Here is a 21,485-nt window from a genome sequence, read left to right on the forward strand (position 1 = left end):
CATCAAGGGAATTGACAGTAGGTGAGATCATGTCTAAGAATGTTCTATGTGCGGATATTAACAATTCAATATATGAGTGCATGGCTATTATGAACAGTAAAAGAGTACGTCACCTTCCAGTTGTAGAAAATGAAAAATTAAGTGGTATCGTGTCAATCGGCGATATTGTTAATGCAGTGATCGAAGATAAAGAATTTACGATCAATCAGCTTACAAATTATATTACTGGTACAAGATAGCATTCATTTTTTTTCTCGCAATTCTCAAAAGTTCGAAGAGTGTCTGGATGAGAGAATGAACAAACTTTCGTTCAATCCTCAAAAATAGATGAACATTCCGTATTTATTATTTATTTTGCATTCGAAATTAAAAAAAAATGATTGATTTTCTTTGCAAACTGCTAATCGTATAAATATTTTTTTCCTTCAATTGAAGTTATTCACTTCGCTTCACTCAAATCAAACACATCTGGTTTAGAAAGGCTCCTCTAATATGGAATGGATTATCATAATCGTTTGGCTTTCTATAATTAATGCTTCACTAGGCGGACAGTATGTTCTCAACTGGATGGCTAATCAACCTAAGTACATTGGAGCCGACAAAGTTGAAATATCTCCAGGTGTAATGACATGGTGGAGGGAAATTTCAAAGCTTCTTTGGGCTGTAATTGCTGTTATAATTGAAGTTATTCGAGGAAAACAAATTAAATATCTTTGGCCTGGAAAAATTTCAATTCTTGTGATAGCAATTTGTGCATTCACAGGTGTGATAGAGAACATTGGTTTTTTCTATCTTCCAAGATATTATTCACCTCATATTTATGCTCCGTATATAAATGTTTATTTAGCAACTCTCCCATTCTGGGGTAAATTTTTGTACAATGCTCAAATTAGAAGAGAACATTGGATCGGAATTACTCTTGTGGTTATCGGACTAGCTATACCACACTTGGAAAAATATATCCGTGGAACTATGGACCCGAAAGCAGTTCTGGATGGAACTGCACTGCTTTGGATTCTAATCATCAATTGCTGTCTCTGTTCGCAGCATGTATTAAACAATAAAACTGTTCAAACTGCACTGCCGGGAGTTGGACCCAACGCATTAGTCGTTTGGCGTGAAATTTTTAAAATGATTTTTATTTGGACTGCATTGATTCTATTCCCACTCATTGCTTTGTGGACAAATGCTAATGTTCCAGATTCAGTTCCAGTAAATACGTTTGAAACAAGAGTATTGGAGAAAGCAAGTCAAGCTGATAAAGAATTTCTTTTATCGAATTATACTTTAACCGGTGGTGAATATGTACTTAAAAGTGATCTTTCTGAAGAAGCTGAGGTAAGAATAGAAGCAATTATGAGTTCAGTAGAATATCATAGATTCTACTCATTATTCAGCGGCTCAATAATTCCGACTAATTGGTGGCCTATTTTATTCATAGTCATCGCTGGTTTAAGCGGATACATTTACAGCTATGGATTTTTTAATCTATCTAAGTTCTCAGCGCACTACTGGGTGCCTTATACAAATGTCTATCTAGCATTGCTTCCATTTGTTATGCTTTTATTCGGGAAAAATGTCACTGGCTTCCAGATTGCGGGAGCTGTTGTTGTTACCGCTGGCTTAATGGTCGGAGTTTCGGATGTCAGTAAAAACAAAGTAGAAGAAATTGAGAAGAAGCATAAGTGAGGCAAAGGCGGAGTCTAAGGCTGAGATTTTTATAAATTGAGATAATCTCACAACCACTTAAGAATTCTTTATTTTCATTTGGTTATTGATTAGCTTTGGCAAAAATTTAATCGAGCATGATTCGAATTCATAATCTTCATAAATCATTCGGAGATCTGAAAGTTCTTGACGGAATAAATTTAGAAATTCAGGATGGAGAAACAATCGCAATCATCGGTCGAAGCGGCTGCGGTAAAAGTGTTTTAATAAAGCATATAGTTGGATTGCTTCAGTCTGATTCCGGATATGTTGAAGTTGATAATCAAATTGTATCAGAGTTAAATGAAAAAGAGCTGTATGAGCTAAGACGAAAATTCGGATTTTTATTTCAGGGGGCAGCACTTTTTGATTCATTAACAGTAGAAGAAAACGTCGGGCTTGCATTAAGTGAAAATACTTCAATGAAACAAACTGACATCCGGAAAATCATCGAGGAAAAGTTGGAACTAGTAAACCTTCGCGGGATTCTCGATCAAAAACCGGCTGAACTTTCCGGTGGAATGAAAAAGCGTGTCGGTCTAGCACGCGCACTTGTTACAAATCCTCAGTACATTTTGTATGATGAGCCGACAACTGGACTGGATCCGATCACTTCCGACTCAATTGATGAAATGATTCTAGATTTGTCTAAAAGATTGAATGTCACCTCAATAGTTGTAACTCATGATATGGTAAGCGTAAAAAAAGCAGCTGATAAAATTGCAATGATTCATGAAGGTAAAATCTACTTCATTGGCACACACGCTGAATTTATGAAGTCAAATGATGATGTTATTGTTAGTTTTATTAAACGCACAGGATACTAGAGGCCAAAGCAAATATACCCTCACATGTAATACAATTGATTAAAGCTTTTCATAGTTAAAAATCTCGGGAGTTGAATTCTGATTTGAATGATAGAAGGAAAAAAGGTGGAGCAGAAATAAAATCTAAACAAATTTATTCATCGATTAGAAACACACTTCTTGCAGAAAGTAAAACTGAAAGTTCTGTAGTGTATTCGTGAATCTATAAGGTAGTTCTTATAATTCTTTCAAAAATGATTCGAAAAAAATTCTCTCTTCTGAAAGAGTCTAAAAATAAACTTTAAGTTGTTCGCTTGCCACATACTATATAATAGTTATTACTTGAATGTTTATTAAAAGCTTCTCCTCTTTCATATAAGTGTTTCATTGTGAAAGACGGAATTATTAAAAAAGCAAGTTAAAATATTATTATAGTCTCTGTTTGATAAGGTTTAATTTATAAATCTTTGAATCTATTAATCTGTTTATCTCTTACTAAAACCACCTCCACCAATCATAAATTGAATGTAAGGTCCAGTAATTCCCAAGTTTGGGCTGCCTGTAATCTCGATTTCGTTCATTTTCCAGTCTCCTTTTAAGGGAGCAAAGATATAGCCTGCTCGAATTCCAACCGCGATGCCCCCTTTGCCTCGTTCATCCTCACCAAGTTGAAATAAATAATCTGCCCCCAAGGCTGCATTTATCAAGAAGCCCCCAGTAGAAAGCTCAACGCTCCTTTTAGGATTATCAAGAATTTCATCGAAAGATAAAATCTTATTTTCAAAAATTTTAAGACTCATGCTTCCTCCTCCAATACCAATTAGAGGATAGACATTAATTGCTCCATCGGAATATAAAAGATAACCGAGATCAAAAAAACCATAGGCAGCGCTCATTGAGGTTTTATATACACCAGATACAATTTCCTTTCCGCTAAGTGCGTTTCCGTGGCCACCTAGGAGAATACTACCGATCATTCCATAACCAATGCCACCAAATGAAATGAAATTGTCAGATAGTTTAGAGTAACCTCTGTTTTCAAGTTTAGTATTCAACTCATCCAAGTTCATCATACTCCAGCCAAGCATAAAAAATCCTCTTCCTCCAGCATCGTCCTTTGAAATTGTTTCTTCTTGTGAAAATGCCGTAGTGCACAGAACAATGCTTAATAGAATTGTTATTATTGTTTTGGCTTGTATACTTTTTTTCATGGTCTTTTCCTTAATTATTTCTTTAAGAATACTTGATTATTCAAAAAATACAATTTATTTGATTACAACTTTGCATCCTTTTTTTGGTAGACTATTTTTCCCCCAACGACTGTAATATCAACAACATCATCGAGTGTCCCGAGGTCAACTTCATGTGTTAGTAAAAACCAAAGTGAGGAAACTTCTAATGGATCTTTATTGAACATTACAAAATCTGCGAACTTTCCTACTTCGAGAGAGCCGACTTCATTTTCCATAAATAAGGCATATGCTGCATCAATTGTCCAATGTCTGATAGCATCTTCAACTGAAATTTTCTCTTCGGGAGCCCAATCATCATCTCCTTTATAATTATATCGCGTAGCAGAGATAATTAAACCATAAAACGGATTGAAAGGTGAATTACACCAATCGCTTCCAAAAGCAACTCTAGCGCCATTATCTGCAAGACTTTTCCACGGCATCCAATTTTGAAGTCGCTTAAAACCAAATGCCGAATCAACCATTACATCCGCATACATATGAGTCGGCTGCATCGAAGCTACGATATTTAGTTTACCCATTCTTTTCACCTCATCCGGATGCGGAAGATTATTATGTTCGATTCTATGCCGGGAATCTTTGCTGTTATTTTGTGTCATGGCATATTCGTATCCATTAACGACTCTTCTAATTCCTGCATCACCGACAGCATGAGTCATTACTTGAATTCCAAGTTTATCTGCCGTTGCTGAAATCCAATTAAAATCGTCCTGTGTCCAAACGGGATGGCCATAGTAGCCTGGTCTATTTGAAAAAGGCTCAAGCATAAAACACGTGAGATTATCTTCCGTACCGTCAATATATAACTTAATGGACCTTCCTAATTTCAAGTTTTTATCAGATATTTCATCGTCTAATTTTCGCCACTCTTTAAGATCGGTTAAAAGCTTTGTTTTATCTTTTAATCTTTCTGGAGGAACATAATAAGCACAACGGATTCTTACATTATCTAATCCTCCTAGTTTTTTAAAGCGAAACAAATACGGAATAAACCTTTTATTTATCTGAGCATCTTGGAGCGTGGTAACTCCGCTTACCAATGCAGATTGGACAGCTTCATTCATTGCATCTAAATAAAGTTTTTGAACCTTCTCATCTATTTCTTCATTTGTGAAATAATCAAGAAAGTTAAATGAAACAAAACGTAAAAGTTCTCCGGTAAATCTACCCTCAGAATCTTTCACAGGTCCCATTTCTTCAAATGCTTCGGGATTTGCTGATGAACATTTCTCAACTGCTATGGAGTTCATCCAGCCGCTTTGACCTGAATAAGCCATCAGTATTACAGGTTTATCTTTGATTACCTCGTCCAAAATTTCTTTTTTAGGAATACCGCCTGGAACATATTCCATCTTCCAGCCAATTCCTCCAATGAATGGTAAATGAGATCTCTCTTTGTAAGATTGTTGCAAGGTTTTTTTCATATCGGCCCAGTTTTTGCATCCAAATAAATTAGCAGGCATGAGTGATAGCATCCCACCGACCCATAAAACGTGACAGTGGCTATCAACAAAACCAGGAGTCACTCTTCTGCCATCGGCATCTATTATTCGGGTATTCTTCCCAATATAATCTGTAACATCATCATTTTTTCCAACGAAACTTATTCTTTCTCCCTTAACGGCCATCGCTTCAGCCTCTGACATTTTGGAATTTGAGGTGAAAATTTCAGCATTAATAATAACTAAATCCGCTGGCTTTGAACCCGTTCTTTCATAAGCTCTGCTTGAACAAGAGAGAACCGCAAGTAGATTTAGACAAATGAGAAGGGAAAAAATAATTGTTTGCAGCTTTAATTTGTTTGAATGGCAAATAATCAAAAGAATTTTCTTTATAAAAATGAAATGGATTATAGAATTTTGATTGGACCTACGACGCAGAATGTGATTCATGGATACCTCCAATTATTTTTATGACATATAATTAATTAATCAAAATCTACTTTTAAGTATTCGTTATATCGATCTTCAAGATCAAAACTGAATTCAAAATAAAGTATGCGTAAAACTAAATAGAGTACCTACTTAAACATAGTCAATTCAATATTAAATTACAATGTTCTTACATTAAAGATGAATCCTTTTTGTGGAGAGGAAGCAAACAGTGAACAGTTGTCAATGATCGGAGTCGTTAAGATAATTTATATAAATGTGTTTTGGGAAATAGAGGGGTGTTCAATCTCTGTTTTATAGTCAATTATCAATTTTACATTCTCCATTTTGATTATTAACTTAATACACAAGATTCTGAGAGTTAAATTAAGTACTAAACTAAAGTTGTTTAATACTAACTGAAAAATAAATGTTAATTATTTCTAATTTTTATAATGTAAATTTAATCTGTCAACTGATAGATTGAACTTTGAATTAATTTCATGAAGTCCACACGAATTAAATATGTTTGTCAAAATTGCGGTTACGAATCGCTGAAATGGCTCGGCAAATGTCCAGACTGCATGGAATGGAATACACTCGCTGAAGAATTAGTAAAACCTAAAACATCACACCCTGCTGTAAGTGGTTCAGCCCAAAACATAAAATCCATTTCTCAACTCTCTTCGACAGATAACATACGTATTGCGACTAACATCAAGGAATTTGACCGGGTGCTGGGCGGCGGATTGATTATTGGGAGTGTTGTTTTAATCGCCGGCGATCCTGGAATAGGAAAATCTACTTTAGTAATGCAAGCTGTTTCAAATATCCAGTTGGATGAGTCAGCTTCAAAATCAAAAGTTGTTTATGTTACTGGCGAAGAATCTGCCGAACAATTAAAATACCGTTCGGAAAGATTGAAGTTGAAATCAGAAAATGTTTTTATTTTATCAGAGACTAACCTGAACGATATTCTATTTACACTCGAAAAAAATGACCCTGCTGTTGCAGTGATTGATTCTATTCAGACTATCCACAGGCCAGAACTCGGCACGGCTCCGGGAACAGTCGGGCAAATCCGTGAATGTACTGCGTATTTAATGCAGCTTGCAAAAAAGAGAATGATAACTGTAATTATCATCGGTCATGTCACAAAAGACGGAGCAATTGCTGGCCCAAAGCTGCTTGAACACATGGTTGATACAGTTTTGCAATTCGGCGGTGAAAAAAATTATTCTTTCAGGATTCTTCGTGCAATGAAAAATCGATTCGGTTCGACAAACGAAATCGGGATTTTTGAGATGCACGATTCCGGCCTTGCAGAAGTTGCAAATCCATCGGAAGTATTTCTTTCTCAAAGAGAATATGGTGCTTCCGGTTCTGTAGTCACTTCAGTGATTGAAGGAACACGACCAATTCTTGTTGAGGTGCAAGCACTTGCAACTCCATCTAATTACGGAATGCCGCAGAGAGTTACGACTGGATTCGATTATCGACGGCTTTCCATTTTACTCGCAGTTCTCGAAAAAAGGCTTGGATATAAACTTAGTTCGCAAAACGTGTTTCTAAATATTGCAGGCGGAGTAGATATTGACGAGCCGGCAGCTGACCTTGCTGTATGTTCTGCAGTAATTTCAAGCATCAAAGATATTCCAGCCGATTCAAAAACTTGCGTTGTTGGTGAAGTTGGTTTGGGAGGTGAAATTCGTTCCATTCATCAGCTTGAAAAAAGGATTTCAGAGGCAGAGAAACTTGGATTCGAAAAAATTCTCATTCCCAAAACCAATTCGAAGATCGAAAAAAAGAATCACAACATTTCAATTCTCGAAGTCAAGACACTGCGAGAAGCTATTCAACAGCTTTTCGAATAAATATAATAAAGAAAAATGTTATGGCTTGCTTCTACTTCAACAGAAACATTTTTCTTGTTTGTATAAATTCTCCAACTTCAAGTTTATAAAAATATATTCCACTTGACAATGGAAAAGGATCCGTCAGCTGACGGATGGAAAATGGAAAATGATAGACTCCGGCATCTTTAAATTCATCAACAAGAACTGCAACTTCCTTTCCAATTAAATCATAAATTTTTAATGAAACATGACCATTAACTATTAACTGATAACGAATAACTGTCTCCGGATTAAACGGATTCGGGTAATTCTGTTCGAGTCTGAATTCACGCGGAAATTTTGAATCGTTCTCAACAGAAACAGTTCCTGTCAATCTAAACCGCATTGATTTTTCAAATCTCGTTGTTCCTGGATTGAATCGTGAATCGATGACTACAGAAGGCGAATAAATTCCCAATCCGGTTTTAATTATCTGCCGTGGATAAAAAGTAAATGTAACTCCGATCGAATCATTCGGAGCAAGTCGTATTGATAGCGGCGAAACGTTTAGAGCAGTTGGCGGATTGACACCTTTCGGATCAACCGAAATAAAAAGCGAATCGTAACCTGTCCCATCGTTATAAACGTAAAATGTTGTATCGTGCGAGGGTGTGTTTATATCAATATTTCCGAAATTATGCTGAAGCGTATTGACAAAAATATCCGGAAGCGGATTTGAATTCCCAACAAGTTTGATAACGAGTGGATTAACTGAATTATTATCATTGTGATAAACTTGGAGTGAGTCCGATATTACATAGCTCGATACTGGAGTCCATTTAACCTGAAAAGAGTCTACGCTGAGAGGGTTTAAATTTAATGGGAAAGAAACAATTTGCGTGAATTCGTTATCAAGATTTCTTAAGAATCTTGAACTGTCGATTGAGAGCTTTCCTGCACCAAGATTTCTGATCTGAATGTATAATGTTTTACTTCCTCCCGGAATGATATTTCCAAAATTGAGATCAGTTGATTTCAAATAAATTTTACCTTGAGAAAAATTAGGAAAAAAATTCCTGAATGCACCTCCATAAGCGCCTATATCATTTCTTGGTGTCCCCATTGAAGGAAAGAGTGCATTCCCAGGTGAGGCTGGATTTTCTGGATCGTTGAATTGCACTGAAGGATTTCCTGCATCGATGCAGGGAGAATCATTTTTTAAGTAAAGACTGCTGTCAGCAAACATGGGATTCAGATTTATATTTCCTGTACCAGCATAACCGCCTTCAACATCAGAATAATTAACCGAAAAATTTCCACCACCTAAATAAGCGATTGGGCCTGAACCAGCCTGAAGGTTGCCCCATATGAGATTGTTTTGTGAAACAACATTTGCATTCCAAACCAGCAAACCGCCTCCATCTCCTGCTGCGCCAGGTTCATCGGCATCCTCACAAACGTTTCCGACAATAGTGTTATTTTCAATAATGTTGGGTGAAGAATCGCCAGGTTTTTTTTCGAGTATCCAAATTCCACCTCCGCCAAAAGTTGAAACTCCACTGACTGCATCATAAACTCTATTCTGTGCTATGATGTTGTTTTTGACGATTGCACCGGAACAATAATTTAATACAATCCCCCCGCCATACATTCCAGTATTGTTCATAATAACATTATTAAAAATTCTCGCAGAAGCGTCACCGCACCGAATTCCTCCGCCGCCGGCACTTGTAACACCTGAAGATACTCTCGCTGCAGAATTATTTATAATTAAATTATTTTTTATTGTCGGTGATGAAAGCGTAACAAGAATTCCTCCTCCTTCATAATATGTTCCGGCACCATGTTCGTCGAGCCATTTTGTACCACTTCCTTGCGTAATAGTAAAACCTTCTAAAACGGAAGTAGAATCCTCACCTGAAACCATCAACACGCAGCTTGCAGTATCAGAATGTGTTGGATTACTTCCATCTATAATCGTTGTTTTAATAATCAAAGGATCTTTTGAAAGTACGTAATGACTTGCAACAACAATCTTCTTCCCTTTGAAATTGATATTCTCTTGATATGTGCCTGGAGCAACGAGCACAGTGTCTCCATGTGAAGCAGCATTGATCGCAAGCTGAATTTTTGGATAATCGTTTGGAACTCTGATTGTATTTGCAGAGCTCATTACGATCGATAAGAGTAAGGCAGACATTGTTAAACTCAAAATTCGCCGAAACATTTTCATCTCCTATTTTTTACAAAAATGTTGGATAGTTATTATTTATTCGTCCGAGTTCATAAACTCGAACTATTTTTTCTCGAAAAAGGGAAGTAAATGTTCTTATGGGAAGTTGAAAATATGGTTTGGCTTTAAGTAATTCTCAAATCCGAACCATTTTTTCTAAGCTTAAATCTAACCCTAAGCCTTTTTACTTTCGCTAAGCATTGATTTTCTATAATCTGTGGGTGTCAAGCCTGTGTTTTTCTTAAAGACAGTATTGAAAACTGACTTTGAATTGAAACCAACTTCATACAGAATTTCAAGAATGGTTAGCTTTTTCTTTTCGGTGTCACTAAGAATTTTTTTGGCTTCTTCAATTCGGTATGAATTAATGAAATCAAAAAAATTTGGGTGATATGAAGAGTTGATGAGATAAGAAAGTGTTCTCTGAGGTATCTTTGAACGTTGAGCCAAGTCCGAAATTGTCAATGAAGATTTAAAGTAGATTCTTTCGGTCTCCATAAATTCATTCAGCTGTTTTAATAATTTTTGCTTATCGGAATCGTTTATAAAGTGTCGTTCAGATTTTTCTTTTATGTCCCTATCAAATCCTTCAAGAATTTCCGGTCTTTTTAATCCCCAAAAAATTAAAATGTTCGCAACAATGAAATTTGTACTTATCGAGAGTAGAGATAAAACAGATTCAAAGTTGTTCAAATTGATGCCCATCCAAAAAATTATTGTGCTGGCTAAATCAATTATCCACATCAGAATAAAACCGAATAATATGATCTCAAGCCAATATAAATTCATTTTTTCAACTGAAGAATAATATTTTTTTATCTCTGCTCTGTACTTTTTGAGTACAACAAGTGAAAAAATCAAATAGCTAAATACCTGCAGATTGAAAAAGAGGGTTCTCGATAACCTATCTGCTTGTGTAAATGCATTCCCTGTGAGCTCGATCCGTGAAACAATCAGACCGTTGTAAAAAATAAAATGAATCAAAAAATATGCTGCAAAAAAAATCGCTGGAATTAAATGAAGGTAGTCGATTCGCTTCAACTTGAAATTTGAGTAAGCGACAGAACATGTATATAGATAGAGTAACGGACCAAAAAGAAAGGAAGCGATTTCACTAAAGTAAAATAAGTAATAATATTTAAAGTAATACTGGTCACTTAAATGCTGTCCGATGAGATAATCTATCATAAAAATTGCATTTACAAAAAGAAAAAAAGCGAGCAACTTTTTGCTGAGTAAATTTCCCTTTTTATGAACCAGCAGAAACGCTGAAAAAAATATCAACAGAAATGATGTGATGATTGCGATGATGTCGATAATTGAATTCATGTTACATTCAAGTTGAACTTACAAATTTTTGGGTAAATAGTTAAATGATAACATCTAGAAACTTCATATACTCTGAATCAGTTTGAAAAAGTGTTCGTACTAAAGCTGCAAGGTTCATTAAAAACTACCTTCCCTTGGTAAAGACGTTTTGACCTTATTACTTTCTTCATCTTACATCTTACCTGTCGGCAGACAGGTTCTCCATGATGCCTTTAGCAGACAAGTTTTACATTTTACATTAATAACAATACTTCATAAATTTCCGAAAATTTTGTACGAATTGAGAATTACAATTCTACCAATTCAATCATTTCTGTCTATCACTCAATTAGGAGGAATTAATGGAAATTAAAAACACAGTAAACGGACTTCCAGAAAATGCTTATAAGGAATTAGAAAAAGGTGAAGTCTACATACCTATCATGGATCCAAGAAAAAACTATCCCGAAGTTACACCCTGGTCGGTGCTTTGGGGTCTTTTTATGGCGATTCTGTTCTCTGCAGCGGCAGCATATTCTGGATTAAAAATCGGTCAAGTGATGGAAGCAGCTATACCAATTGCGATTTTAGCTGTAGGACTTTCAGCTGCGACAAAGAGAAAAAATGCACTTGGTGAAAATGTTATTATTCAATCGATTGGTGCCAGCTCTGGAGTAGTTGTTGCTGGTGCAATATTTACAATCCCGGCGCTTTACATACTCAATCTTCCGGTAGATTTTTATCAAATATTTCTTGCATCGCTCTTTGGTGGATTTCTTGGAATTTTATTTTTAATTCCTTTCCGAAAGTATTTTGTAAAAGATATGCATGGTAAATTTCCATTTCCTGAAGCCACAGCTACCACTGAAATTCTTGTAGCCGGCGAAAAAGGGGGAAAGCAAGCTGGTGTTCTTGTTGTCAGCGGATTGATCGGCGGTCTGTTTGATTTTATAATTTCATCATTTGGCTGGTGGGCTGAAGTTATCAGCACAAGAATTTTTCATTATGGGGAAATCCTCGCTGACAAAGCTAAGCTGGTTTTTAAAGTTAATGCTTTGACTATGGTGTTGGGACTTGGATATATCGTAGGATTGAAATTTGCGATCATCATTTGTGCAGGTTCATTTCTCTCATGGTTTGTATTAATTCCGTTGTTTAACGAAATCGGACAAGGATTAACATCTCCACTCGGTGCAACAGCTACGAAATTAATCTCAGAGATGAGTGCAGAAGAGATTTTCAGAAATTATGTTCGGCACATTGGAATCGGCGGAATCGCAATGGCAGGAATTATCGGGATACTGCGTTCGTCAAAAATTATTCGTGATGCTGTGAGCTTAGCATGGAATGAAATCTTTCACAAGAAGGCAAGTGACCAGAATGAAATTCCACGAACTCAGCTCGACATCAAAATGATGTTCAATGTTTTACTGATTTTATTTGTTGCAATTTTAATTTTCATATTTTTTGCCGGCGGAGTTGTATTTAATCTATGGCATTCATTTGTTGGATTACTGATTGTTTTAATTATTGCGTTTTTATTTACGACTGTTGCAGCTACAGCGATTGCAATTGTTGGTACAAATCCGGTTTCCGGAATGACTTTAATGACTTTAATATTGTCGTCAGTAATATTAGTTCAGATTGGATTATCTGGGACTTCTGGAATGGTCAGTGCATTAATAATCGGCGGAGTTGTCTGCACGGCATTATCTATGGCCGGCGGATTCATCACAGATTTGAAAATTGGATATTGGCTCGGTTCAACTCCCAAAAAACAGGAAAGCTGGAAATTCCTTGGCACATTGATTTCAGCAGCCACTGTTGGATTTGTGATTTTAATTCTGAATGAGACTTATGGATTTGTTGGAAAAGGTTCGTTGGTTGCTCCTCAAGCGAACGCAATGGCTGCAGTAATTCAGCCATTAATGTCAAACATTCCGGCACCTTGGATGCTTTATCTGGTCGGTGCTGTTATCGCTTTGCTTGTTACATGGTTGAAAATTTCCCCTTTAGCTTTTGCACTGGGAATGTACATTCCACTCGATTTGAACACACCATTATTGATCGGCGGATTGATCGCACATTGGGCAAAAACACGATCGAAAGATGAGAAACTGAACAATGCAAGATTCTCACGTGGAACTTTAATTGCGTCAGGATTTATTGCCGGCGGTGCTTTATTTGGTGTGTTTAGTGCTTTGCTGCGCTTTGCAGGTTTCAACTGGATGAATGTCGATTGGGCCGAAACTCATGGAGCAGAATTGCTTGCTCTAGTGATGTTCACCTTAGTCCTGCTCTATATGATGTGGGATACAATGCGTGCAAAAGTTGAAGAGTAATTAAAATATTTAAAGATTAAATGATTTAAAGAAAACCCAATCCGTTTTTACTCGGATTGGGTTTTTCATTAAAAAGATTCTTTGAAACTGACGCACACTGATTCAAAAGATCAATTAACCAAAACCTTCTATACGGTCACGAAAAACATTAACGAGTTTGTACTTTGAATTGAATTCAAGAATTTCCTCCCAAAGCTTTTCGAGTACTTGAAATAACTCCCGAATTTTAAGGTTGCCAATTTTTATGTGTATAACTCGTGGCGGATGCGTTTGAGTTAAAATTCTATTAGAAAAATCACTATCCTTTGAAATAATTGTAAGATTATTGATTTTAGCGTAATCCCAAATCTCAGAATCAGAAAGTGAATCGTTCAAATCTCTCACATGAATATAATCTTCAGACTTCCAGAGTGAAAAATATTATGGAAGATTAGCATCAACAATAAACTTTGGCAATTATACTACCTCTCGAATTTTGATTGTTCTATCTGAAAGACTCGCTGCAAATTTTAAACATGCAGTGATATCCTCAGGCTCGAGAGTAGGATACTGTTTTAAAATTTCTTCGCTGGTTTCGCCTGCACTTAAATATTCAAGAATAGTCTGAACAGTAATTCTTTTTCCTCTAATTGTTGGTTTCCCGTTACAGATGTTGTCGTCAATTGTGATTCTATCAGTTAAGTAAGTCATAGTATATACCTTCTAAATTCGAGATTAAATTAAGAATTAAAATAAATTAATTCTATAGAACAAATCTTAGTTTTCAAAAAAAAGAGCGGATGACTAGTCCGCTCTTTGGTGTGATAATTTTGCCCGTTTACCTTCGTCTATCTCTATTTCCTGAGTCATCGTTACGTCTTTTGGAATTGTCACGATTCATGTCTCGTGAACGATTTTCTTCGCGCCTTGGTTCAACTCTCCTTTCGGCAGGTGGAGTCTGACGAGGTTCAGAACGTCTTTCAATCTGAGGAGATGTTCTTACATCAGGTTGTTTATTTTCGATTCTTGGACGTTCATCTCTTTTAGGTGGATCGTATCTTCTTGGTTCTTCTTTTCTTTCAATGCGAGGTCGTTCCTCAATTCTTGGACTTTCAACATTCGGTCTTTCATATCTCGGTTCCTCGTTTCTTCGAGGTTCAACGCGTGAGTTTCGTTCAGTTTCTCGTTCTTCAACTCTCGGTTTAATTTCACGATTTCTTTCATTCTCATTGGACCTTGGATTCCTGTCAAATACTTCTCGTTCTATTGATCTTGGTTCTGTTCTTTCTCTTCTCCCGATTTCAACGCGAGAAGTTTCAAGTGAAGTGTTGCGATCGAGTTTTGTAACTTCAATGTCATTTGTACGAGAACGTTTTAAATCATCCTCACCAGGACGATAGATTGTCACCCTATCACGATCTCGAGAACCTGAAATATCTCTAAGACGTGTTGTTTCTACAATATCCCTGTCGACAATTCTTGAACCTGATCTGCGCTCGACGAAGTCTCTTTCAAGTCCTCTATTAACTACTCTACCACGTTCATAACCATAATCGCTTCTATATTTTGAATTATTGTAGATTCGATATTTATAGCGGCTTCCAACTAAATAATTATTAACTTCATATCCGCAGAAATAACGGTATGGTATAAAATGCCAGTAATGATATGGCGAATGCCAATGAGTTGTAAATCTAATTCCTATCGAAATACTGAACACAGCATATGGTGGAAGCGGTGCCCAGCCGATGTAATCATCGCTATATCTCCATTCAACCCACGCAGGCCCCCACTCATTATCAGGAATCCAAATCCAACCATAATAATCGTCATAGTACCATCTTCCGTAGTGATAAACCGCCCATCCGAATGGTTCGAATGAGTCCCAATACCATCCATAATGATTTGTCCAAATCCAGCGACCGCGAGTGTAAGGGCTCCATCCATAAACTACTCTCATTGGACGCCAAGCATAAAGACCATAATCGACTTCAATCCATTCGCCGTACGGTGATAAGGATGAATAGAAAAAGTTGAATGAAACTGGCGCAGGATGAGCTTTATGGTAGGCTTCGACTTCAAGTGTGAATCCACCGATAAAAATTGCAAATATCAATATTAGCTTTTTCATTTTTAACCTCTTTGGTTTTTAGTTTTCAACTTTATTATGACCAGAACTGTGCCAAACAAAATGTGGGAAAAATATAAATAAATGGTATGAATGATCGTGGGATGTTTATTTAAATGGACAATTGAGAATTGGCAATGGACAATCACTAAGAATTAAGTTTTAAGGTTCATAAAGTTAATATTTTATTAGTTAACTCGAACAAAGGAATCGTGTTCTTAACACTGAAATGTTTGGAATTCCAGACGAGAAATTATAATCGAAAGGGAAAGAAGGTAGAGAATTAGTACGATCCCCGAATAATAAAAGTACCTTACAAACTTTAAGAACTTTACGAACTTTTAACTTTGCTTAAAACACGCTCGGCATTCATTTTCCAAGTGTAATTCTGCTCGGCGTTCTTGCGTGCATTTGCCCCGATTAAACTTCTCAAATCCGCATTATCAATTAAGTCCAGAATTGCCGATGCTAGTTCTTCAACATCACCTGGTTTTACCTTAATTCCGTTAACTTTATGTCGAATTATTTTTCCAATTTGTTCAAGATCGCTCGCGATTATCGGCTTGCCCATTGCCATGTATTCAAAAAGTTTTGTTGGCGAACCAAAAAATTTCTGTCCTGTCTCAAATCCAAGGTGCGGTGAAACTAATATATCGCAGGCGGAAAGAAATTTTGGTGCTTCTTCATGAGGAATTATCCCTGTGAAGATAATTTTATTAGCGATATTTAATTCACGAGCTTTTGACTCAAGATTTGCTTTTAAGTTTCCATCTCCGATTAAAAGAAATACAATATTTTTTCTATCAGACAAAACGTTTATGGCTGTTTCGAATAAAATTTCAACTCCGTGCCATCGTGTAAAGGTCCCAATAAAACCAATCACAAATTTATTATTCAGATTAAACTTATTTTTAATTTCCGAAGAATCTGCATCTGGTGAAAATTTGCTTACATCTACTCCATTTGGATTTACAACAATTCTTTGTTCAGACGCACCGAGCGGAATAATTTGTTCTTTTGTTATCTCGCTTACGACACTAACTATATTCGCATTTCGAAAAGCAATATTTTCAATTTTCGCAGCGAGTTTTTCGAAAACGAGCCGGCTCCAATTCTTCTTCCCCCAGACTTCTGAGTTGTTGACCTCTAAAATAATTGGGATTGAAAAATATTTTGAAAGTGCAATTCCAGATGCATTAAAAATCGAATGCCGCTGATAAATCAAATCCGGTTTTTCTTTTTTGAAAAGTTTTTTTGCTTCACGGATGAATCTGAAATGATAATCGATAAGCTGAAGCTCATCGAAAAAATCCAACAGCTTATTCGGTTTAATAATGATTGTTAAAGGTTCAGAAACTACTGGATAATCAGAATGGAAAATCACCTCGAAACCAAGTTCCCTCGCACCGCTTGCGAATCCTTTAATATGAGTAAGTGATCCGCCAGCAATTACCCGCCCCGATAAATCAGTACGCAGATATGCGATCTTATTTCCTTTAACAACTGGAGGGATATTTATTTTCTTCCAATAATGAGAGGCGAAAAGAAAATATAAGCTTGCCTTGATATAAATATAAATTCCGAGTAATGAACCTAACAGTAACCGTGGTAAAATATTTGCCACCAGTGCTATATTAGTGAATCTATAAAGATGCTCATCATCAAAGAAAATAAGTTTATTTTTTCCTCTTGAGGCGAGAGCTAGAAGTTTAAGTGATGTTGCGGTTCTATTAACTTGTGAGTTACGATTTGATAATATTACCAAATCATAATTTTCTGCTCTTGCTAACTTAACTATCTCTTTCACTGACTTACCCGAAATATCTCGCTTAGTTAGAATAGTTATATTAGAATTCGGGTATTGTTCTATTATCTCATCGATAATGATTGAGTCTTCAAAAGCGATTAAGAGTATTGTTTTGGCTGAATGGCTAGATTTGTGAAAAATATTTATTAATCGTGAAGTCAATAATCTTAAGATTCAGTTTTAACTTTCTTTTTCTTTTTATAGTTCATCACCAGTACACCTGCGAGAAGTCCAATAATCAATATATTTAATCCAAGTGATATATTTTTACCGATAAAATAACTATCAGGTTCATATCGAAATTCAATCTTGTGTTTTCCCGGCGAAACTACAATTGCTCTAAATCCATGGTTTGCTCTGTAAATTCTCGTCTCTTTTCCGTCAATGAATGCTTTCCATCCAATTGGATAATAGGTATCTCCGAGGAATAAAAGATTATTTCCAGTTGCGTTTACTTCTATATTGATGGTTTCGAAAACATATTTCGTGATGTTCACATAAGCATCATTCGTTGGAGGATCAATATTTGGAAGATCAAGATTTTGGTCTGTCTCAAAGAACAGAACATCAAGTGGATCAAATTCGTTGCGTTTGATCATATTCAACACTTCAGGAGTTTGCTTAACTTCATATCGATTCACAAAATAAGCGCGCGGTAGTGCCCCACCATTTAATTGGACCGAAGATTTTTCATCTGAGAAAATTGGCTTTATTAAACTGTCACCAAATGGTTTATCGGTAATAATATATTTTACATTTAACATTCGCCAAAGAGTTGGATTAGAAACTCCAATTACATCGACTAAGTCCTGGTAGGTTCTCGGTTTCGCTCCACTGTATCCATAAAAATCTTGAAGAAGAAACGAAACGTGATAATTCGAATGCTGATTAAAGGAACCAAGGGAACCATCCTGTTTCAGATTTAATATTCTATAAAGACTTGAATCCTTTTTAATTTCATTCACATACGAGGGGGCTTCAAAATTTTGATCCATCTCACTCTCATCGAACTTTTTCATTCCGCGTGAGCTGATACTGAACAAATCAAAAACTGTTAAAACTATAACTATTGCGATGAAAAATTCTTTACTGACTTTGTTTTTTAAAAATCCATAAAGTAGTCCAATCCCAATTACAGCAATCGCAGAACTAATCATTGTATCACTCATGAACATGTCATAAGTATATTGGAATAATTCTCTTTGTACTTTTTGGCTTTGGGATAGAAGATCTAAGTACCAACTTTCGAGCCCGCCTTTCAAAATTATCGAAAGGACAAAAAGTCCCGCAAATCCAAAAAGAAAATATTTTACCAGATTGTCTTTGATTGGACGTCCGGCATTTTTCTCTCTGACAAAATGTGCAACACCAAGTGCAGCAAGAATTGGAAATGAAATCTGCAGTAAATTCAAAATCATACTGGGCACTCGAAACTTGTCGAACAATGGAAAATAGTAGAACATAAAGTCATAGAAAACAGGAAAAGTTCTTCCGAAAGAAATAAGCAGTGAAACGAATGAGAGAATCCCGAGAAATTGAACGAATGGTTCCTTTCTTCTGTAGTATAATCCGAACAATGCAAAAACAAAAATTAGAATTCCCATATACTGAGGCACATCGACGAAGGGCATTTGTCCCCAATAAGTATTTACTTCTACAGGTTGATTCTGTGAAAGCTCCCCTTGATAAATTGAATTGCCATATCCGTAAAATGAAGGCATTATAAAGGTGAGAACTTCACCTGGACTGAAAGACCAGTTGGTCGCATATTCGTAATCAAGTCCCTCACCGGCTTTCTTACCGGCATCTTGAAACTTTTCTGCAATACTTTGAGTCCCGCGGATTGAAGTCGGATTATATTCGTAAATTGCCCAGTATTGATCGATTGACATAAAGACCGCAATAATTGCCGCAGCGGCAAACAATAAACCGGAACGGATAAGCTTTAGTGCCTCTTCTTTTCTTTTTTGAATTATATCTCGGAGTATAAAGTAAACATAAAAAATCATTACTGCGAAAAATGCATAAAAGATTTCCTGCAAGTGTGCCGAAAGAAGCTGTGCGTGGATAGCAAGTATCAACAGCAGAAAATAAAAAAGATTAAATCTGTCACGGAATTTTTCAAGAATTAAAAAGACAAGCGGGATCATACAGAGTGTGAGCATCTTTGTATTATGCCCGATTGCTATAAAAATTATCATTCCTGTTGAAAATGTAACAGCGATTGCACCAAATAAAGCAATAAGTCGTTCAACATCCTTGTTCCTAAGTAAAAAGTAAGTTGACAAAGCAAGAACATAAAAATAAAGAGTAGGTCCGGCGGAAAACTCAGACGTCAATGACTGAAATATTTTTTGAACAAAAACAATTATAGCAAGCAGAAGATCGAATGAACGGGCATTTATCTCAGTTATATAAGCGGGCATTCCAAGAAAGATATACGGATTCCAAAGGGGCTGAGTATTATTTTCACGGGCATAAGCAAGATAACTTTCCATAGACTTTGAAGAGGTGATATCACCGGATACAAACGTCTTCGCTCCCAAAAACACATCTCCGAAAAATACATAAAGCAGAATGAACGGAATAAGAAGAAAAACTAAATCCTGATACTTCTCAGGAATAAACTTCGTAATCGAGAACTGAGTGAAAAAACTCTGCTGCTGTTTTTTATGAGTCTGCTTGCGCGTTTGCTTTACCATTTAATTAAAACTCCATGAATCAAAAAAAATGTCATTTAGCGGTTGCAAAATAAACAATGGAGGGATGATTTGCTATCGGTTTACATTATGATAATTAGCAAAGCTTCAATAAAGATTTAAAACACAATCTCATTACGCTTTTAATACCTTAGACAACTTTTCAGTTAACTTTTCCCTCGTATATTGGCTGCAAGAATCTGAAAACAGTTTCTCGAGTTTTCCATCTTTAAAAGCTTCAAATTTATTGATTAGATAATTTTTCATCTCATCTTTTTTATGATAGTTAAATGCTTCTCCTTGCCCGACCTGTTTTATCAATTTGCTAGCTTCTCCTTCTTCCGGGCCGATCACCATTATTTGATTTCCAGTTGCAATGTATTCAAAAATCTTTCCGGGTAAAATTTCATTGCTTGTTTCAACTTTATTCACAATCATTATTAAAAGATGAGAATTGAAAACCAATTCAATCGCTTTGCTGTGGCTTACATATCCGTAGTCTTTGAAATTGCTAAAGAATTTTCTACCCTTAATTTCAGAGCGAATTTCTTCATCCATCACACCGGCAAACCTGAACTCGAATTTCTGGTTGAAATCACTATTCTGTTCAATAAGATCATCAAGTGCTTGCCATAGCATTTCTGGATTTCTTGTGATGGGCATATTACCAGTGTATGTAATAATAAATTTATCTGTCTGAATTTTTGGAATATCAATAAAATCATCGGGATCAAAACCGTTTGTAATCACTTCGTAATGATTTATAACTCCCTTAGATTTTAAAATGTTCAAGTAACCATCACTTGCCGAAATAATAGAATCTGCTTCCTTGAGAACGCTTTTTTCCATTCTCGAATCGCACCACTCGGCAAGTTTTGTTCGCTTCATTCCAGAGTAATAATCGATGTCTGTCCAAGGATCCCGAAAGTCGGCAATCCATTTCACTTCGATTTTTCTTTTGATATTTCTTGCAATTATGTGGCAAGTATGCGGAGGACCTGAACTGATTATTGCATCAATTTTTTGTTCTCGAATTAATTTCAATCCTTCTTTTACTGCGTAAGGTATCCATCCGACTTTCGCATCTGGTAGAAATAAATTCAATCTCAAGAAGACGGAAATCTTCTCAGCGAGCGACTTATGATCATGCTTTATGAATGCTATAGGAATTTTTTCTTTTGGTTGACGTCCAGTCAGTTTTCTATAAATTCCAAATGGAGTCCAAAATTTTGTCCGATAAACTTTTGTACCAGCAGGAATTTTTTCAATCAAACTATAATCAAGATCAGGATAATCGACCTCATCGACAGTCAACACACTACCTTCCCAGCCGAACTTGGGCAAGTATTTTAAAAATTTTAAAATCCGCTGAGTCGCCGCACCAGCCGCAGGTGGGAAATGGTAAACTATAAATAGAACTTTTTTCAAATGATCAATAAAAGCTGTTAAGGATTTGTTATTTTTCCGATTTCAAAATAATACAAAGGGATAGAAGTAACAAATAGAGGAGAAGTTAA

General features: G+C 36.1%; 14 protein-coding genes and 1 pseudogene. 5 read left to right on the top strand and 10 right to left on the bottom strand.

Going from position 1 to position 21,485, the window contains the following annotated elements; translation table 11 throughout:
* From FJ213_07500 to FJ213_07510, 3 genes are all read left to right on the top strand, one after another.
* The coding region (locus tag FJ213_07500; GenBank protein MBM4176003.1) for a CBS domain-containing protein at positions 1–239 on the top strand (239 nt) is incomplete at its 5' end.
* Between the two features lie 253 nt (positions 240–492).
* A complete protein-coding gene (locus tag FJ213_07505; GenBank protein MBM4176004.1) occupies positions 493–1,689 on the top strand; it encodes a hypothetical protein in 1,197 nt (398 codons plus the stop codon).
* Positions 1,690–1,805: 116 nt separating this feature from the next.
* A complete protein-coding gene (locus FJ213_07510) occupies positions 1,806–2,534 on the top strand; it encodes an ABC transporter ATP-binding protein (protein ID MBM4176005.1) in 729 nt (242 codons plus the stop codon).
* 464 nt (positions 2,535–2,998) lie between these two features.
* Here FJ213_07510 and FJ213_07515 read toward each other — a convergent pair whose 3' ends face one another.
* Positions 2,999–3,724 (bottom strand): hypothetical protein, encoded by a 726-nt coding sequence (locus tag FJ213_07515; GenBank protein MBM4176006.1) that lies wholly within the window; start codon positions 3,722–3,724, stop codon positions 2,999–3,001.
* Positions 3,725–3,786: 62 nt separating this feature from the next.
* Positions 3,787–5,658 carry an amidohydrolase gene (locus tag FJ213_07520; protein ID MBM4176007.1) on the bottom strand — a complete coding sequence of 624 codons (1,872 nt, stop codon included), beginning with the start codon at positions 5,656–5,658 and terminating at the stop codon, positions 3,787–3,789.
* Positions 5,659–6,140: 482 nt separating this feature from the next.
* Here FJ213_07520 and radA point away from each other — a divergent pair, with 482 nt between their 5' ends.
* The gene (radA, locus tag FJ213_07525) at positions 6,141–7,511 is read left to right on the top strand and encodes a DNA repair protein RadA (GenBank protein MBM4176008.1); all 1,371 of its coding nucleotides are present in this window, start codon (positions 6,141–6,143) and stop codon (positions 7,509–7,511) included.
* Positions 7,512–7,542: 31 nt separating this feature from the next.
* Here radA and FJ213_07530 read toward each other — a convergent pair whose 3' ends face one another.
* Entirely contained in the window at positions 7,543–9,705 is a 2,163-nt protein-coding gene (locus tag FJ213_07530; GenBank protein ID MBM4176009.1) for a choice-of-anchor D domain-containing protein, read from the bottom strand.
* 174 nt (positions 9,706–9,879) lie between these two features.
* Positions 9,880–11,034, bottom strand: coding sequence for a helix-turn-helix transcriptional regulator (locus tag FJ213_07535; GenBank protein MBM4176010.1), 1,155 nt, complete (start codon positions 11,032–11,034; stop codon positions 9,880–9,882).
* A gap of 341 nt (positions 11,035–11,375) precedes the next feature.
* Here FJ213_07535 and FJ213_07540 point away from each other — a divergent pair, with 341 nt between their 5' ends.
* Complete coding sequence (locus FJ213_07540) at positions 11,376–13,355, top strand: oligopeptide transporter, OPT family (protein MBM4176011.1); 1,980 nt, start codon at positions 11,376–11,378, stop codon at positions 13,353–13,355.
* A 114-nt stretch (positions 13,356–13,469) separates the two neighbouring features.
* Here FJ213_07540 and FJ213_07545 read toward each other — a convergent pair.
* The 6 genes and pseudogenes from FJ213_07545 to FJ213_07570 all read right to left on the bottom strand — a co-directional run bounded on the left by FJ213_07545 (position 13,470) and on the right by FJ213_07570 (position 21,396).
* Positions 13,470–13,811 (bottom strand): annotated as a pseudogene (locus FJ213_07545) (hypothetical protein).
* Entirely contained in the window at positions 13,812–14,045 is a 234-nt protein-coding gene (locus FJ213_07550; protein ID MBM4176012.1) for a DUF433 domain-containing protein, read from the bottom strand.
* Positions 14,046–14,172: 127 nt separating this feature from the next.
* Positions 14,173–15,465, bottom strand: a complete 1,293-nt coding sequence (locus FJ213_07555; GenBank protein ID MBM4176013.1) for a hypothetical protein — start codon at positions 15,463–15,465, stop codon at positions 14,173–14,175.
* Positions 15,466–15,793: 328 nt separating this feature from the next.
* On the bottom strand, positions 15,794–17,431 hold the full coding sequence (locus tag FJ213_07560) for a glycosyltransferase family 4 protein (protein ID MBM4176014.1): 1,638 nt from the start codon (positions 17,429–17,431) through the stop codon (positions 15,794–15,796).
* 5 nt (positions 17,432–17,436) lie between these two features.
* Positions 17,437–19,971, bottom strand: a complete 2,535-nt coding sequence (locus tag FJ213_07565) for a YfhO family protein (GenBank protein ID MBM4176015.1) — start codon at positions 19,969–19,971, stop codon at positions 17,437–17,439.
* Positions 19,972–20,103: 132 nt separating this feature from the next.
* Positions 20,104–21,396: a glycosyltransferase family 4 protein gene (locus tag FJ213_07570; protein ID MBM4176016.1), complete on the bottom strand. Its 1,293-nt coding sequence runs from the start codon at positions 21,394–21,396 to the stop codon at positions 20,104–20,106.
* Positions 21,397–21,485: the final 89 nt, after the last annotated feature.

It is taken from the genome of Ignavibacteria bacterium (genome assembly GCA_016873845.1).
Taxonomy (GTDB): Bacteria; Bacteroidota; Ignavibacteria; order Ch128b; family Ch128b; genus JAHJVF01.

What these genes read in the sequence shown, in the direction of transcription:
- FJ213_07505 (MBM4176004.1), top strand. Translation starts at nt 493, where the DNA reads ATGGAATGGATTATCATAATCGTTTGGCTTTCTATAATTAATGCTTCA.
- FJ213_07510 (MBM4176005.1), top strand. Translation starts at nt 1,806, where the DNA reads ATGATTCGAATTCATAATCTTCATAAATCATTCGGAGATCTGAAAGTT.
- FJ213_07515 (MBM4176006.1), bottom strand. Translation starts at nt 3,724, where the DNA reads ATGAAAAAAAGTATACAAGCCAAAACAATAATAACAATTCTATTAAGC.
- FJ213_07520 (MBM4176007.1), bottom strand. Translation starts at nt 5,658, where the DNA reads ATGAATCACATTCTGCGTCGTAGGTCCAATCAAAATTCTATAATCCAT.
- radA (MBM4176008.1), top strand. Translation starts at nt 6,141, where the DNA reads ATGAAGTCCACACGAATTAAATATGTTTGTCAAAATTGCGGTTACGAA.
- FJ213_07530 (MBM4176009.1), bottom strand. Translation starts at nt 9,705, where the DNA reads ATGAAAATGTTTCGGCGAATTTTGAGTTTAACAATGTCTGCCTTACTC.
- FJ213_07535 (MBM4176010.1), bottom strand. Translation starts at nt 11,034, where the DNA reads ATGAATTCAATTATCGACATCATCGCAATCATCACATCATTTCTGTTG.
- FJ213_07540 (MBM4176011.1), top strand. Translation starts at nt 11,376, where the DNA reads ATGGAAATTAAAAACACAGTAAACGGACTTCCAGAAAATGCTTATAAG.
- FJ213_07550 (MBM4176012.1), bottom strand. Translation starts at nt 14,045, where the DNA reads ATGACTTACTTAACTGATAGAATCACAATTGACGACAACATCTGTAAC.
- FJ213_07555 (MBM4176013.1), bottom strand. Translation starts at nt 15,465, where the DNA reads ATGAAAAAGCTAATATTGATATTTGCAATTTTTATCGGTGGATTCACA.
- FJ213_07565 (MBM4176015.1), bottom strand. Translation starts at nt 19,971, where the DNA reads ATGGTAAAGCAAACGCGCAAGCAGACTCATAAAAAACAGCAGCAGAGT.